This is a genomic window from Ignavibacteria bacterium (assembly GCA_025612375.1).
Lineage (GTDB): Bacteria > Bacteroidota > Ignavibacteria > Ignavibacteriales > SURF-24 > JAAXKN01.
In genome coordinates this window covers 22,074-39,400 of the sequence record JAAXKN010000033.1, presented here as the reverse complement: position 1 = coordinate 39,400, position 17,327 = coordinate 22,074, and the positions used below count along the sequence as shown (strand labels likewise).

At 45.2% G+C, this 17,327-nt stretch carries 11 protein-coding genes and 1 pseudogene (1 of these 12 only partly in view); 10 read left to right on the top strand and 2 right to left on the bottom strand.

The features are described 5' to 3' along the window. Positions 1–773, bottom strand: a pseudogene (locus tag HF312_16585) (4-alpha-glucanotransferase); it reaches 601 nt to the left of the window's first position. Between the two features lie 407 nt (positions 774–1,180). Between HF312_16585 and HF312_16580 the strand changes: the two are divergent. From HF312_16580 to HF312_16535, 10 genes are all read left to right on the top strand, one after another. Beyond that, entirely contained in the window at positions 1,181–4,753 is a 3,573-nt protein-coding gene (locus HF312_16580) for a vitamin B12-dependent ribonucleotide reductase (protein MCU7521833.1), read from the top strand. Positions 4,754–5,044: 291 nt separating this feature from the next. Further along, complete coding sequence (locus HF312_16575; protein ID MCU7521832.1) at positions 5,045–5,746, top strand: YggS family pyridoxal phosphate-dependent enzyme; 702 nt, start codon at positions 5,045–5,047, stop codon at positions 5,744–5,746. Beyond that, complete coding sequence (locus tag HF312_16570; GenBank protein MCU7521831.1) at positions 5,743–6,279, top strand: DivIVA domain-containing protein; 537 nt, start codon at positions 5,743–5,745, stop codon at positions 6,277–6,279. Before HF312_16575 ends, HF312_16570 begins: the two co-directional genes overlap by 4 nt. After that, the gene (locus tag HF312_16565; GenBank protein MCU7521830.1) at positions 6,276–7,097 is read left to right on the top strand and encodes a purine-nucleoside phosphorylase; all 822 of its coding nucleotides are present in this window, start codon (positions 6,276–6,278) and stop codon (positions 7,095–7,097) included. Before HF312_16570 ends, HF312_16565 begins: the two co-directional genes overlap by 4 nt. Next, entirely contained in the window at positions 7,094–7,711 is a 618-nt protein-coding gene (locus tag HF312_16560; protein ID MCU7521829.1) for a hypothetical protein, read from the top strand. The genes HF312_16565 and HF312_16560 overlap by 4 nt, the downstream gene beginning before the upstream one ends. A gap of 68 nt (positions 7,712–7,779) precedes the next feature. After that, complete coding sequence (locus HF312_16555) at positions 7,780–10,947, top strand: isoleucine--tRNA ligase (GenBank protein ID MCU7521828.1); 3,168 nt, start codon at positions 7,780–7,782, stop codon at positions 10,945–10,947. A gap of 24 nt (positions 10,948–10,971) precedes the next feature. After that, on the top strand, positions 10,972–11,751 hold the full coding sequence (locus HF312_16550) for a conjugal transfer protein TraR (protein MCU7521827.1): 780 nt from the start codon (positions 10,972–10,974) through the stop codon (positions 11,749–11,751). 34 nt (positions 11,752–11,785) lie between these two features. Then, entirely contained in the window at positions 11,786–12,403 is a 618-nt protein-coding gene (locus tag HF312_16545; protein MCU7521826.1) for a signal peptidase II, read from the top strand. Between the two features lie 31 nt (positions 12,404–12,434). Beyond that, complete coding sequence (lspA, locus tag HF312_16540; GenBank protein ID MCU7521825.1) at positions 12,435–13,022, top strand: signal peptidase II; 588 nt, start codon at positions 12,435–12,437, stop codon at positions 13,020–13,022. 29 nt (positions 13,023–13,051) lie between these two features. Further along, positions 13,052–14,035, top strand: coding sequence for an RluA family pseudouridine synthase (locus HF312_16535; GenBank protein ID MCU7521824.1), 984 nt, complete (start codon positions 13,052–13,054; stop codon positions 14,033–14,035). A gap of 90 nt (positions 14,036–14,125) precedes the next feature. Here the strand turns inward: HF312_16535 and HF312_16530 are convergent, their stop codons facing one another. Then, positions 14,126–17,293: a TonB-dependent receptor gene (locus HF312_16530; protein MCU7521823.1), complete on the bottom strand. Its 3,168-nt coding sequence runs from the start codon at positions 17,291–17,293 to the stop codon at positions 14,126–14,128. Between the last annotated feature and the right edge of the window lie 34 nt (positions 17,294–17,327).

Sequence of the window (17,327 nt, the reverse complement as noted above, 5' to 3'; positions counted from 1 at the left end):
CCGGTTTCGCTGAAATAGTCAGGCGGAACGCCGGCTACAGTAAGCAGCTTTCCTTTTCTGTCTACAGAGAACTGCGTCTTGTTTGCCCAGAGGTCCACGCTGTCGTATGCAATAAAGATCGGCAGGTCGCCAATTATCTTTATCCCTCTTTCGTGCGCATAGTCCCTAAGCTCAATCCATTGCCTGAAGAAGAAGAACTGTATGAATTTATAGAACGTTACCTCCTGCTCGAGCTTTGCCGTCCATTCCTTTATTGCAGCTCTTTTTCTGAATGCTATATCCTCGGGCCACTCTGCCCATACGCGTCCCTTATGGTAATCCTTAACGGCCATAAAGAGGGCATAATCATCCAGCCAGCCTTTGTGTGCTTTTGAGAACTGGGTAAACTCTTTCTCCAGATCATCATGGCGCGATTTGGAGAAGTTCTTAAACGCCTTTCTCAGAAGCGAGTATTTGTAGTCAATTACCCGGCCGAAATCGATCTCACGGGGATTGAATTCGGGGATATCCTGCAGATCCTTGCCCTGCAGAAGGCCGTCCTGAACCAGCAGGTCGGGGCTTACAAGAAGCGGATTGCCTGCAAAGGCGCTGAAGGTCTGGTAGGGCGAGTCGCCATATCCCGTTGGGCCCAGAGGGAATACCTGCCAGAGCTTCTGCCCGGCTGCCTCAAGGAAGTTAATGAAATTGTAGGCCTCGTAACCAAGGTCTCCTATTCCGAAACGCCCCGGAAGGGAGGTCGGATGGAGCAAAATACCTGCCGATCGGTCCATCATTGTTATCCTCTTTTATGAAAGTAAATATTTGGAATTTATAGATTAAAAATTTCGTTTTCTTTAAGGGATATAAGCTATAAAAGAATCCATTTAAAAGGCAAATATTTTAAGAAAATTTTCCGGAGAAAAATTTTTTAAAAAGGTTTGGTAAGTAAAAAAAAATAATTATTTTGTAAGCAGTCATTAGCAAAATCCTACCAAGTCTAATGCTCATAAAAACCTAATCCCTTAAGAGGGCTTCAGCAAAGAAATTTCTTAAGGGTTTGCTTACAAAAGTTTAGCTTTTTAACGTGTTGTTATTTTACTGAAAATTAAGAATCTTAAATAGTAGGATCTACTTACCTTTGAGGGTAAATGTTATCCTTTAACGGATAACTTTCATATAAAAAAAATTTTGGGAGTTTTCAATGATATTTAACAGAGTATTTACCAAACAGGGAGAGGACCCTTTATCTTCTTTTGAGTTTCAGAAAAGAACCTCGGAGATAAAGAACCCCGACGGCTCGATAGTCTTCCGTATGGAGGACGTCATGGTGCCTGCCGGATGGTCTCAGGTGGCAACAGACATCATTGCCCAAAAATATTTCCGCAAGGCGGGGGTACCGAAACTCCTGGTCAAATGTAATGAAAAGGGTGTGCCTCACTGGCTGCAGCCTTCAAAGGCTGATGAGGTGAAACTCAGTCAGCTCCCGGAAAAAGAGAGAGTTACTTCAGAGACCGACGCAAGACAGGTCTTCCAGCGCCTTGCAGGATGCTGGACATACTGGGGATGGAAGGCAGGCTACTTCGATAAGGAAGAAGATGCCAAAACATTCTATGATGAACTGCTCTATATGCTGGCTAACCAGATGGCTGCTCCAAACAGCCCTCAGTGGTTTAATACCGGTATTCACTGGGCTTATGGAATAGAAGGACCTTCACAGGGGCACTTTTATGTGGACTATAAGACCGGCAAGCTTACCGTTTCGCAGGATGCATATACTCACCCGCAGCCTCACGCGTGCTTTATATTGTCCGTAAAGGACGACCTTGTTAATGAAGGCGGCATTATGGACCTCTGGACCAGGGAAGCCCGCCTGTTCAAGTACGGCTCGGGCACGGGAAGCAACTTCTCCAATATACGCGGCGCAAGCGAACCTTTAAGCGGCGGCGGAAAATCTTCGGGACTCATGTCTTTCTTAAGGATAGGCGACCGCTCGGCCGGCGCAATCAAATCAGGCGGCACAACCAGGAGAGCCGCAAAGATGGTTACAATAGATATGGACCATCCGGATATTGAAGAATATATCAACTGGAAAGTTGTTGAAGAACAGAAAGTGGCCTCGCTTGTTGTGGGATCAAGACTCTGCAACATCCACTTAAACAAGATCATGAAGGCCTGCTACGATGAGCATCCTGAAAACGACCGCTTTAACAAGAAGCTTAACCAGAAATTAAAGGCTGCAGTTCTTGAAGCCCGCAGGGCTCTTATTCCGGACAACTATATTGAAAGGGTAATCCAGCTGGCAAAGCTGGGCTTTACTTCAATTGAATTCCCTGAATATGATACCGACTGGAATTCCGAGGCATATGCTACCGTGTCAGGACAGAACTCAAATAACTCCATAAGAGTTACAAACCAGTTTATGCGCGCTGTAATTACAGACGGCAACTGGGATCTTGTCTGGAGAACTGAGAAGAAGAAGGCTCAGGAGGAAAACAGAAAACCCAAGGGGTTCAAATCACTTAAGGCAAGACATCTCTGGGATGAAATAGCCTACGCCGCCTGGGCCTCTGCAGACCCGGGGCTCCAGTTCCACACGACAATTAACGAGTGGCATACATGCCCTGCCGACGGGGAAATAAAGGCATCCAACCCATGCTCTGAATACCTCTTCTTAGACGATACGGCATGCAACCTGGCTTCACTTAACCTCGTGAAGTTCTACGACACTGAAACACAGAAGTTTAACATAGAAGCATACCGCCACGCCTCAAGGCTCTGGACCGTGGTGCTTGAAATAAGCGTTCTTATGGCACAGTTCCCGAGCGCTGAAATTGCAAAGAAGAGCTACGAGTTCAGAACTCTCGGCCTGGGATACGCTAACCTGGGCTCACTGTTAATGCTGCAGGGCATTCCTTACGACAGCGACCAGGCTTTTGCCATCTGCGGCGCTCTTACGGCTATTATGCATATGACGGCCTATGCTGCTTCAGCTGAAATGGCCAGTGCTTTGGGACCATTTGCTGCATATGAGAAAAATAAGGAGAGCATGCTGCGCGTAATCAGAAACCACAAACGCGCAGCCTATAACGTCCCGAATGAAGAATATGAGGGGCTTTCCATCTACCCGATGGGAATTAACCCCAAGAACTGCCCGTCAGACCTTCTGAAAGCAGCCCGCGAGGATGCCGATAAGGCCCTTGAACTGGGTACAAAACACGGCTTCAGAAACGCCCAGGTAACGGTAATTGCTCCTACGGGAACAATAGGCCTTGTAATGGACTGCGACACTACGGGTATTGAGCCCGACTTCGCCCTCGTTAAATTCAAGAAGCTTGCCGGAGGCGGTTACTTTAAGATCATAAACCAGTCAATTCCCCCGGCATTAAAGCGCCTTGGATACAACCAGGAGCAGATAAATGAAATCGTAAAGCACGCAAAAGGCGCCGGAAGCCTGAAGAACTGTCCTTATATTAACCATGAATCCCTTAAGAGCAAGGGCTTTACGGACGAAGCGCTTGAAAGCCTGGAAGGAGTCCTGCCTTCAGTCTTCGAAATCGGTTTTGCATTTAACCGCTTCATTTTAGGCGAGGAGTTCTGTACCAAGCACCTGGGCTTCACAAAAGAACAGCTCAGCGCCTGGGACTTCGATATGCTTTCGTCCTTAGGATTCTCAAAGCAGGAGATTTCAACGGCAAACGACTATGTATGCGGCACAATGACCGTTGAAGGCGCCCCGTTCTTAAAGCACGAGCACTACCCGGTATTCGACTGCGCAAGCAAGTGCGGCAAGAAGGGCACAAGATTTATTAAGACAGCAGCCCACATTAAGATGATGGCCTCTGCCCAGCCTTTTATTTCGGGCGCCATTTCAAAGACAATTAACCTTCCTAACCAGGCCAGCATAGATGACATTAAAACGGCCTATATGGATTCCTGGAAGCTCGGCATTAAGGCTAATGCACTCTACAGGGACGGAAGTAAGCTTTCTCAGCCTCTTAACACTGTTGCAGTTGAGGAATATGAAAGCATCATGGAAGCCAAGGAAGACAGCGATATTGTTAAAATTGCAGAGAAGATCATTCACCGCTATATTGCAAAAAGGCGCCGCCTTCCGGACAGAAGAACGGGCTACACACAGAAAGCCAAGATCAACGGGCAGTCGGTTTACATCAGAACAGGCGAGTACGAAAACGGACAGCTTGGCGAAATCTTTATAGATATGCACCGCGAGGGCGCTGCCTTCAGAAGCCTGCTTAACTGCTTTGCAATATCAATTTCTTTAGGCCTCCAGCACGGCGTGCCTCTGGAAGAGTTTGTAGACGCATTTGTATTTACACGCTTCGAACCGAGCGGCATGGTCTTAGGAAACGATAAGATCAAAATGGCTACCAGCGTTATCGATTATATTTTCAGGGAACTTGCAGTAACTTACCTAGGCCGCAACGACCTGGCTCACGTGGCTCCTGAGGACAGGGGACACAAAAGCGCACCAGAGGAGTTCGAAAGCGAAGAGGTAATAAGCGAAAGACTGGTTGAACTTAATGCCAGCGACCTTAAGCTCCCGGACGACATCAAGCTTCCGCGCATGAAGCCCGATGCAACGGTGAAAATAATTACAAAGCCCAAGACCGATCCTTTTACAAGCAAGATCAAAGAGGCCAGGGAAAAAGGCTATACTGGTGACGTCTGCACCGAATGCGGCAGCATTACAATGGTCCGCAACGGTACATGCCTTAAATGCATGACCTGCGGAAGCACCTCTGGCTGCAGCTGATAAACTGAACCATTCTTCAATATTAAACCCCGGCAGGATCTCTTCCTTCCGGGGTTTTTATTTATTTACCCCTGCTCAACCTTAACCTCCCCGGTGAATATCGTTTCTTCCTTTCGGACGATGGACCTCGTTTCCTTGCTTTAATTGACCCCGGGCGCTTTTTTTTCTCATTTCCTTTCTTATATTAAATTATTTCTCTTTGTTTCCCCTGAATCAGCCCGGAAGAAAATAACTCGTTTTTTCGTTGATTTTTTTCATTAAAAGCCCTAACTTCACACTCTTAATTAAGTTATGATTTCGGAAAACATAAATATTGTAAGAGACAAAATTAACAGCAGGTGCCTGTCTTCCGGGCGTAAGGCCGGGGATGTGAGGCTTATTGCTGTTTCCAAGAATACCGGGATCGATTCCATCTGCCAGGCCTTGGAATCCGGAATTACCGATCTGGGTGAAAATAAGGCGCAGGAACTGACGGAAAAAGTGCCTCTTATTGACAAAAACGTGAACTGGCATTTCCTCGGACACCTTCAGACAAATAAAGTTAAATATGTCGTTCCTGTGGCTTTTTTGATCCATTCTGTCGATTCAATCCGTCTGGCTGAGGAAATTAACCGCCAGGCCGTGAAACTTGGTAAAGTCCAGCAAATCCTTCTGGAGGTCAAAACTTCCGAGGAAGCCACAAAATACGGCGTTGGTAACTTAGAGGACCTTCTAAGTCTTGCTTCTTTCTGCCGGGAGGCTCCGGGTCTCAGCCTTCAGGGGCTCATGACAATGGCACCTTTTACCGATGAAGAGAAGCTGATAAGGAAAAGTTTTTCTGAATTGCGTAACTTGAAGGTTATGCTGAATGAAAGGGGCTTTGATTTGACAGAGCTGTCAATGGGTATGACACATGATTATGAAATAGCTATAGAGGAAGGCGCAACAATGCTTAGAGTCGGAACTGCAATATTCGGAGAACGTGATTATACGAAAAGCTGGAGGGAGCAATGAAATATACCCCCCTTAGCATAAAAAGCCAGGAATTTAAGAAGGTTGTGCGCGGCTATGATAAAGATGAGGTGCATGTATACCTTGAAAGGCTTGCCGAGGAATTTGAAAAACTCTCTGCTGAAAACGAAACCCTGAAAAAAGACATGGAAAAGGCCAATTCCCAAATAGCTGAATTCAGGAAAATTGAAAAGAACCTGCAGGACACCCTCCTGAAGGCCCATGAGTCATCTTCCAAGGCAGTTGAATCGGCAAAGAAACAGACGGCCTTAATTATGAAGGAATCTGAACTCAAGGCGCAGCAGATAGTTGAAAAAGCAAAAAGCGATGCCGACAAGATCCGCAACGCGGTTCTTGCCTTGAGGGAGGAAAGAAACCTGATAATAGCTAAACTAAAGGCGCTTCTGAACTCACAGGCGGGGCTCCTGGAGGCAAAGCTTGAACAGGCCCCTAAGGAAAAACCGGCTGAAAAGAAAACACCTGAGGCTGAAAAATTAAATCTTAACATAGACGATATACTGGAAAAACTACTATGAGCGAACTAACAGAAAGGATCAATGAAACTCTTAAGGTCATAAGGGAAAAAGTTTCCGGCGACTTTGAAGTTGGAATTATTCTCGGAACAGGTCTTGGCGGACTTGTTAAGGAAATTAAAATTGAAGCCGAAATTGAGTACGGCGACCTGCCTCATTTTCCTCTTTCAACTGTTGAATCGCACCACGGCAAGCTGATCTTCGGCTCCATTAATGGAAAGAAGGTCGTTGCCATGCAGGGACGCTTTCATTACTATGAAGGCTATACAATGCAGCAGATCACTTACCCAGTCAGGGTAATGAAATTCCTGGGGGTTAAGACCCTACTGGTCTCAAATGCATGCGGCGGAATGAACCCTCTTTTCAGGCGCGGCGACATTATGCTCATGACAGACCATATTAACCTCCTTGGCGATAACCCTTTAATAGGAAGAAATGAGGATGAGCTGGGACCCCGCTTCCCAGATATGAGCGAGCCTTATAATCATGAGCTCATTAAGCTTGCTGAAGAAATTGCGCTTGAAAACAAGATTAAGGTCCAGAAGGGCGTTTATGTTGCAGTTCCCGGCCCGAACCTTGAAACAAAGGCTGAGTACAGGTTCCTGCGCCAGACCGGTGCCGATGTGGTCGGTATGTCAACTATTCCGGAAGACATAATTGCAAACCATATGGGAATGAGGGTCCTGGGCTTCAGCATCATTACAGACGAGTGCTTCCCCGATGCCCTGAAACCGGTAGACATAAAGGAAATAATTGAAGCTGCAAACAAGGCCGAACCAAAGATGACTCTTATAATGAAAGAAGTCATTAAGAAATTATGAATAAAAAGATAAAACCATATTACTTTGCCGCGCCCCTTCTGCTCGGGGTCTTTATGTTCGGATCCAACTTCCTGAATACAAAGCTCTTTTCTTTCGGGGATCTGAACTTCTCGGTGTGGTTTGTGCTTTCTGTATTCTCATTTGCATGCGGCTGGCTTATTGACAAGACAATGAAATGGAAGGCAGGCGGAAAGGTAATCTTTGCCGTGATAGTTGCAACAACAATCACCAGCGTAATTATGATCACTTTCTTCAGGGAGTATTTCTCGTCAAATGAACTTGTCGTGGAAAACCTTATATTATATAGTTTACGGAACGTCGTCCTGGGCTGCATGGGATTTTTCGGTATGTCTGTAGCTGAGGTGTTTGTTCTGCAGAAGGAAGTTGTAAGCCTGAATAACAGGATAGACGCGTATGAAAATATGGTGGCCAACGCCCAGAAAGAAGCCGACCTGAAGCTCAAGGAAGCACAGCTGAATGCACAGATGATTGTCCGCGAGGCCGAAATGGAAGCTAAAGAGCACTTGGAGAAGAAAGCTAAAGTTGAAAAGGACTTAAAAGAATTCATTCAGGTCGAACGCGAGCTCATACGCAAGTACGAGGAAAATGAGTAAAAAAATAAGAAATATTTGATATTTAGAAATAGATTTATAATAATTAATATTCAACACAAAATAAAACCATGTTTAAGCAGAATCCTGAAAAAATAAATTATTCTGAAATAGAAGAGAGAATCTTAAAATTCTGGCAGGATAATAGTATCTTTGAGAAAAGTGTAAGTTCAAGAAGCGATAATAAACCTTTTACATTTTATGAAGGCCCTCCAACGGCAAACGGAAAACCGGGTATTCACCACGTTATGGCAAGAACCCTGAAAGACCTCGTCTGCCGTTATAAGACGCTTCAGGGCTATCAGGTTCACCGTAAGGCAGGCTGGGATACACACGGACTCCCGGTTGAAATTGAAGTAGAAAAGCAGCTCGGAATAAAAAATAAAAGCGAAATTAAAGACTACGGCGTAGAAAAGTACAATAAGGCATGCCGCGACTCTGTCTTTACCTATACAGACCTGTGGGAAAAAATGACCAAGCGTATGGGCTACTGGATCCGCCTTGAGGACGCTTATGTAACCTGTACAAATGAATATATAGAATCTGTCTGGTGGGCACTGAAAACCCTCTTTGATAAGGGGCTAATCTATAAGGATTATAAGGTCGTGCCGCAGGACCCGAAGTCTGAAACCGTGCTTTCATCGCACGAACTTGCCCTGGGCTACAGGGAAACAAAGGACCCTTCGGTGTATATCGTAATGAAACTGAAGGACTCAGATCTTACAAAGGAAGGCACAACCTACTTCCTCGTCTGGACGACAACCCCGTGGACGCTTATTTCAAACGTCGCCCTGGCCGTTGGACCCGACATTGATTACGTTAAAATTAAGCTTAAAGACGACTACCTCATACTTGCAAAGTCAAGGCTTTCGGTTATTGAAGGTGAATACGAGATAGTAGCAGAATACAAGGGAACTGACCTCGCCGGACAGGAATACGAGCAGCTTTTCCATTATGTAAAGCCTAACAAGAAAGCTTTCTTTGTTATTGAAGCAGACTTCGTCAGTACGGAAGACGGCTCGGGCATAGTTCACATTGCTCCTGCCTTTGGTGCCGATGACTATGAGGTTTCAAAGAAGTATGACCTTCCTATGCTTCAGCCTGTAACAAGAAGCGGGCTTTTTACAGAACAGGTAACAGACTTTGCAGGAAGATTTGTCAAGGAAGCAGACAAGGATATTATTCTGAAATTAAAGGAGATGGGCCACCTCTTTAAGAAAGAGACCATTACGCACTCCTATCCTTTCAGCTGGCGCCACCAGGATGTGCCGATCATCTATTATGCAAGAGAATCGTGGTTTATAAGGACTACCTCAATTGCAGACAAGATGGTTGCCCTTAACAAGCAGATTAACTGGTTCCCCCCTGAGGTTGGATCCGGGCGCTTCGGCAACTGGCTTGAAGAGAACAAGGACTGGGCTTTGTCACGCGACCGCTTCTGGGCTACACCGCTTCCGATCTGGATCAGCGACGACGGCGACATGTTTGCTATTGGAAGCATAGAAGAGCTTAAGGAAGGATTTGTGGAAAAAGACGGCAGGAGAACACAGGTCCGCGACCTGGAAAACATAGACCTGCACAAGCCTTATGTAGACGAGATCTTTTTTGAACGTAACGGAAAACTCTACAAGAGGACTCCTGAACTCATAGACGTATGGTTCGATTCAGGCTCAATGCCTTTTGCACAGTACCATTACCCGTTCGAAAACCAGGAAACTTTTAAGGAAAACTTCCCTGCGGACTTTATCTGCGAGGGAATTGACCAGACGAGAGGCTGGTTCTACACGCTGCATGCAATTTCAACCATGCTTTTTGACAGCGTTGCATTCAAGAACCTGATAGTAAATGAGCTCATTCTGGATAAAAACGGAATGAAAATGTCAAAGTCCAAAGGCAATACGGTAGATCCTTTTGCGCTTTTTGACAAGTACGGGGCAGACGCCACAAGGTGGTATCTTGTTACTACAAGCCCGCCATGGAAGCCGACCCTCTTTGACGAAGAAGGAATTATTGAAGTACAAAGGAAATTTTTTGGTACATTAATAAATACATATTCTTTCTTTGCATTATATGCTAATATTGATAACTTCGAGTTCAAGGAAGACCTGATCCCTTATAAAGAAAGGCCTGAAATAGACAGGTGGATCATCAGCAAGCTTTCCAGTGTTGTTTCCGAATACAGGGAACTCATGGATGCTTACGATGTGACAAAGGCTGCAAGGCTTGTGGCTAACTTTACCATAGACCAGCTTTCAAACTGGTACGTAAGACGCTGCCGCAGAAGATTCTGGAAATCCGATATGAATAAGAACAAGCTTTCGGCTTACCAGACACTCTATGAATGCCTCAACACAGTCTCAAAACTTGTCAGCCCGTTTGCTCCTTTCCTATCCGAGGAAATTTACAGGAACTTAAACGATGCAACAGGCAGAGAAAAATTTGAATCGGTTCACCTTTCAGAGTTTCCGGTCTCCAGCTATTACGAGAAGGAACTCGAAGAAAAGATGGATATCGCACAGAAAGTAGTGTTCATTGCCCGTTCAATGAGGGCCAAGTCTAATCTTAAGATCAGGCAGCCCCTCTTGAAGATTATGGTTGCAGTGGATAAAGCCAGCAGGGATGCTGTTACGAAAATGAAAGATGTGATACTTGAAGAGATTAATGTTAAAGATTTAGTTGTCCTTGAAGATGATTCGGAGATCGTGAATAAGTCGGCCAAACCTAATTTCAAATCCATTGGACCGAAATTCGGCAAAAAAGCTAACCCTGTGGCAAATGCAATAAGGGGTTTCGGAAAAGATGAAATCATAAAGCTTGAAAAAGGCGGCAGCGTAACGGTAGTCCTGGATGGAGAGGAAATAGCAATTACGGCAGCGGACGTGGAGATAGTGAGCACTGAAATTCAGGGCTGGCTTGTTGAATCGGAAGAAGGCGTAACGGTTGCTCTCGATACCGAGCTTAATGATGAACTTTTATCTGAAGGCCTGGCACGCGAATTTGTTAACAGAGTCCAGAACATGAGAAAGGATACGGGGCTTGAGGTTACTGACAAAATTACAATCAGCTTTAAGAGCGAAGAAGGCCTTAGAAAGGCGGTCCTCTCCTTCAGCGATTATATTGTCAGTGAAACCCTTGCCGGAAGCCTTAGTTCTGATGCTGAATTGAAGGACGGCTACTCCCAGGACTGGGAAGTAGGTGAATATAAATGTTCCATAAGTATTAAAAAGATGGAAGCTTAACTTTATAGAACCAGGAGGCCCAAAATGGCAACTAAATCTGACCCTAAAAAAGTAAAGAAGACTGCGGCAGAAAAACCTAAGGCGGCTAAGACTGTTGCAAAAAGCAGTTCAGGTAAAAGTAACGGTACTGCAAAGACTGCTGCGGTTAAAAAGGCAGGAAAGGCTGCTGTTAAAGACAAGGAACAGCCCAGGAAAAAAGCAGTTCAAACTAAAGTTAAGGATACTATGAAAAAGGATAAGAAAAAGGAAACCGCAAAGGAAAAGGGAACTATAAAGTCCAATAAGCTTGCGGTTAAGGAAGGCCAGATTACGGTAAATGAACAAAGGCCTGCTCACCAGGATAGTAATTCGACCGAAGTCATGGTTACTTCACCGAAGAAAAACGTGCGCAAAATAAAGGGGTACGGCAAAGAGGATCTTGAGTATTTCAAGAAAATTATTCTTGACAAGCGCAATGAAATCATTGAACAGCTTCAGAACCTGCGCGAGCAGATGATGGACCCTACAACAGGGCAGTATGTAAATGAGAATTCTCCCTACTCGCTGCACATGGCAGAGCAGGGTACTGATGCCATGGAAAGAGAAAAGATCTTCCTCTGGGCTCAGAGGGAAAACAAGTTCCTGGGATACCTGGACGACGCTCTTCACAGAATTGAAAACGGTACCTACGGCATCTGTATTGAATGCATTGACGAGCCGCAGAACCTTTGCCCGACCTGTCCCTTGATTGCCAAGGAGCGCCTGGCAGCAGTTCCGCACAGCCAGCTGTGCCTGCCGGTAAAACAAAGACAGGAAAAGAAGTAAAATATTTGGAAGTAAAACCAATAAAGAGCATAACTTGAGAGTATTATTTGTCTCACTAGCAATTGTAATAATCGATCAAGTTTCAAAACTGTTCGTTAAGGGTTTTTCATTACCTTTATTTGACATTCATTATCCCGGAATTTCATACGCTGAACAGCATGAATTTCTGGGATCTTTTCTGAAGATAACTTTTATTGAAAATCCGGGAATGGCGTTTGGGATCGACCTGGGACCCGCTTCCAAACTTTTTCTGTCGCTGTTCTCGATCGCAGCAAGCATCGGTATTGTCCTCTACCTCTACAGGATCAGATATGAGGGCGTGAAAATAAGGGTCGCTCTTGCACTCATTTTAGGCGGGGCAATAGGAAATCTTGTCGACCGTGTCTTTTACGGCGTTTTTTACGGCTATGGCCCTTTGTTCTATGGTAAAGTGGTGGATTTCTTCCAGGTGAAAATTGCAGGCATTAACCTCCTGGGATATAACCTGGATAACCTGCCTATATTTAATGTCGCTGATATCTCTGTTACTGCAGGCGTTATTCTGCTCGTCATCTTCAGCGGAAAAATTCACCAGGAAAAAGCCGCGGAAAATGACCTGAATGAAGACTCTAAGCCGGCAGAGGACAAACTGGGCGATAAACCTTTAAGCTAATTTTTTGAAAGCTAATCATTTAAGGCGCAAATTGAGAGCACTATTCGTATCACTGTTTATTATTATTGCTGACCAGATTACCAAGCTGTATATAAAAGGCTTTTCTATTCCCGCTCTGCATCTGCACCATGACGGGATGATCTATGGAGACCACCGCAACGTTATCGGCAACTTCCTCAGGGTGACTTTTGTGGAGAACCCCGGAATTGCTTTCGGAATAGACTTTGGAACCACTTCCAAACTGTTTTTGTCCCTTTTCTCCATTGCTGCCTCCGTTGGCATCGTCTATTACCTCTATAAAGTAAGACACGAAAAGTTCATCATGCGCTTTGCACTTGCCCTCATTCTGGGCGGCGCGGTAGGTAACCTTATAGACAGGGTTTTCTACGGCCTGTTCTACGGCTATGCGCCATTGTTTTTCGGCAAGGTTGTGGATTTTATAGACATCGACTTCTTCGACGTTAACTTCTTCGGCTATACTTACGACCGCTGGCCAATATTTAATGTGGCAGATATGGCTGTCTCGATAGGCGTGATCTTACTTATCATATTCAGCTTTAAGACTAAACCTGCCTCTGATGAGCAGGAGGTTGAGGCTGCCCATGAAAACGAAAAATAATTTTTTCTGATATAGAGGCTGAATAAAAAATGACGAACCTGATATCAGAGAAAAACTACAGGTTTGAAGTCCCCCCGGGAAAAAGAAAAGAAAGAATAGACGTATATCTTACAAACCTGATCGAAAACGCCACGCGCTCTAAAGTCCAGAAACTCCTCGATGCCGGACTGGTCCTTGTAAACGGGTCTGCTGTAAAACAAAACTATAAAGTAGCCCCGGGCGACCTGGTGATGGTAACTATACCTATTTCACCGCGGCCTGAAAATGCAATGCCCGAGGAAATCCCGCTCGACATCATTTATGAAGATGACTACCTGATCATTGTAAACAAGCCTGCAGGCATGGTGGCCCATCCGGCCTACGCCAACTACACGGGCACACTCGTTAACGCCCTATTGCACCATTCACAGAAATTAAGCAGCGTCAATGATGCGGGCCGACCCGGAATCGTTCACCGCATCGACAAGGACACCAGCGGAATTCTTGTAGTTGCAAAGGATGACGTAACGCACGCAAAGCTTGCCTCCCAGTTTTCAAAGCATACCATTGAAAGGGAATACTGGGCCGTCTGCTGGGGACACTTAAAGGAAAGTCAGGGTGTAATTGAAAAGAATATTGCCCGCAGCAAAAGCGACAGGAAAAAATACGCCGTAAGCGAGACCGAAGGGAAAACTGCAATTACCTATTACACGGTGCTTGAGGAATTTGAATTTGCCTCTTTAATAAAGCTGAATCTTAAAACGGGCCGCACGCACCAGATAAGAGTTCACATGGCTTCAATAAATCACCCCATATTTGGCGACGTCACATATGGCGGAAATAAGATCGTCTACGGTTATGCGCTTCCAAAGATGAAGTCCAGAATTGATAACCTTCTTGAAATAATGCCCCGTCAGGCGCTGCACGCCAGGACGCTGGGATTCTACCACCCGCACACAAATGAGTTTGTCCGTTTCGACTCACCCTTGCCGGAAGATTTCCAGATGCTCCTGGAAAAACTAAGAACCACCTGAAGCAATAAATCCTGAAGAGAAATTCCTGAAACAAAAAAGCCCCCGGAGAAATATTCCCCGGGGGCTTAATAGTTAAATTATAGATCTAACTTAGAATGAGTAGCGTGCACCCAGCTGCATCTGGTAGCGTGAGTTCAGGTTATCATTCTGGAACGGATCCGGCTTATCCTTGAAGCTGAATACCGGTCTCTTGTTAGCATCGGTACCCTGTAATTTGATTACACTGTCGTTCTGGTTATTAACTGATTTTATCCATCCCCATTTTGAGTTGAGCAGGTTAGGGAGGTTGAGAACGTCGAGTGATACTTCAAACCTGTGTCCTGCAATAAGAGGAATTTCCTGAACGAATCTGAAGTCAACCTGGTTTGTCCATGGAACATTAGCACCGTTGCGTTCCATAATCTCTCCGCGGTGTTCTTTCAGGTAGTTGTCTCTCTGAATGTAGTTTTCAAGAGCCTGTGCCATTGCGGGATCTGCTACGAAAGCCTTTGTTCCTGTGGCAATTGAACCAACCTGGATTTCAGATGGATCAGTTGCATTCTTAGGAATGTAGATCATGTCGTTTGATGTCTGACCGTCGCCGTTTACGTCGCCGTCATATGTATATGAGAAAGGCAGACCTGACTGGCCGTTGTAGAACAGTGTAAATGTGCTTCTGTAGTTAGTGAAGAATTCAGCTGTATAAGAAACAGCTACGAGAATACGGTTGCGGATCTCGAAGTTTGAAGTGGCAAGGTCCGGATTGTTCGGATCGTTTGCAATCGGGTTATATCTCCACTGTGAGTAAGCCTGGCTTGAAATAGTGCTGTTCAGGTCTTTTGCTCTTGTGTATGTATAAGCAACGTTTGTATACAGACCCATCGGGAGTGTACCCTGTACCTGAGCTGTAACGTTGTACTGGTAACCCTTGCTTGTGTTCTTCATAAGGATAACGTTTGTAAATGCAGAACTGTAACCTTTTGTACCGGAAAGATATGTGTTTCTGCCCGGATCGCCGGCGCCTGAAACGAATTTGGAAGCCTGCGGAACAATGTTTATATCCTGGTAGGTAAGGTCATTGATTGACTTCGAATAAATACCTTCCAGTGTACCTGTAAGGCCGAAAGGCAGCTGATGGTCAACGGCAGCATCAAAACGTGCAACCTGAGGCATCTTGAAATCGCCTGCTGTCAGGTCAACTTCTGTCTGAGGAATCGATGTAAGATTTCTGGTCTGTGAGTTGGGATCGGGATTGAACGGGAAATTAGCAGGTAATCCTTTTCCAGTGCTGAGGTCGATTCTTCCGAATTCAACACCTGTGTTTCCGTACTGGTTTGAAATCCATACATAAGGAATGCGTCCTGTAAATATACCAGCGCCGCCGCGGACCTGTGTCGTACGGTCTCCGTTGACATCCCAGTTAACACCAAGTCTTGGCGAGAAGAGAAGCTTTCCGCTTGGAACTTTGTTTGTACCGAGATCCATACCCTGTCCCTTAGTAAAAACCTGATCTATAGTCTGGTTGTATGCAGGATCGTTGGGGAAGAAAGGAGCATCAACTCTTAAACCAAGAGTAACTTTAACGTTGTTTGTTGCTGACCATTCATCCTGTGCATAAAGGCCTAACTGGTAAGCGTTGAAATGAGCTGCTTCCATCGGGTTGGCTGTGTTTGAATAGCTTAACTGATAGCGTGATGGGGTTCCATTCTGCAGGTCAGTCAGGCTGTTGAATTCATAATATCCATAAAGGTTACGGATAAAGAGGTTTCTGAACTTATAGAACTCGTTATGTGTACCAACTGTAATAACGTGGCTTCCTGTATAGTAGGAGAAGTTGTCTGTAAGTTCAAAGATATCCTGGTCCAGCTGGTTAGCCTGTGAGAATTCTTCAGCACCAGCCTTCAGTGTAAAGCCCGGAATTGCTGTCTTTACAAGAATTGAGGGGAAAGGCCTTCCTGAAGGATCGCGTGTATCTCTGATTCTTGTGTAGCCGGCAATAAGTTCGTTAGACATTGTATTGCTGAAAGTACTGCTCAACTGTAAAACTGAAGAGTTTGTGTTTGTGTTGAACTGGTACATTCTGTCTGCAAATTCCAGAGTTGAGACGCTGCGTCCAGTTTTCTGGTCGCTGCCGTCTACAAAGTTGTGTCTGAAAGTTAATTTGTGAGCATCTGAAATGTTATAATCGAAACGTAAGAAGAGTTTGCTTGAAGGGCGCTTTGTTGAGAATGAACCGTAGCCGCCCGGATTATAACTGTACTTGTTCATTAAAATGTTCTGCATTGAGGAAGCAAGACTGTCTTTTGATCCAAGATTTCCGCCCTGTGTAAGCGAAAGGTTGTCTGAAGGATCGGTACGGCGTGTGAATTCGCCGTTTGCAAAGAAGAACAGCTTATCCTTGATTATTGGACCGCCAATGCGGAGGCCTGTCTGGTATTCATTGAATTCTGTAACTTTAGTCTTCTTGTCATCAGGGCTGTAACCCATGAAGTTCTGGTTCCTGTAATATCCGTAAACAGAACCTGAGAAGAAGTTGGTACCGCTGCGCGTAATAGCGTTGATGCCGCCGCCTGTAAAACCGCCCTGGCGTACGTCGTAAGGAGCTATAACTACCTGGAATTCCTGAATAGCATCAAGGCTTATAGGTGTTGTACCTGCCTGTCCGCCCGGAGTTCCTGTTGAACCCAGACCGAAAAGGTCGTTGTACTGTGTACCGTCAATCTGGATGTTGTTGAAGCGGTTGTTTCTTCCGGCAGCAGAGCTTGAACGTCCGTCAAACTGAGGAGTAAGCTTTGCAAAATCCTGGAAGCTTCTTGAAATTGTAGGGAAGGCTTTGATTTCTTCAACGCCTACGTTGGTTGAAGCGCCTGTGCGGCTGCCGCTGATGACAGCATTCCTGTCGGCAACTACGTTAATAGTACCGGTCTGAATGCTCTCTGAAGTTAATTTGAAATTGATTGTGTAATTCTGTCCTAAACTAAGTGAAATACCTTCTTTTACCTGCGTTGTGTAGCCGATAAAAGAAGCTTTTACGGTATATGGTCCGCCTACACGCATGTTGCTGATATTAAATTTACCATCCACACGTGAAGTGGTACCGAACTGCGTTCCTGTCGGAACATGTATTGCAACTATGGTAGCTCCCGGCAGGGGCTGCCCTTCGTTGTCAACAACTGTTCCGTTCATTGCTGCAGTTGTAACGCCCTGCGCAAAGGCCTGCGAGGCGCCAAACAAAACAAAAAGAACAAATAAAAGAAATTGTCGTTTGACTATTCTCATGATTTCTCCCATTTAGGTTGATATTAAAAAGAAC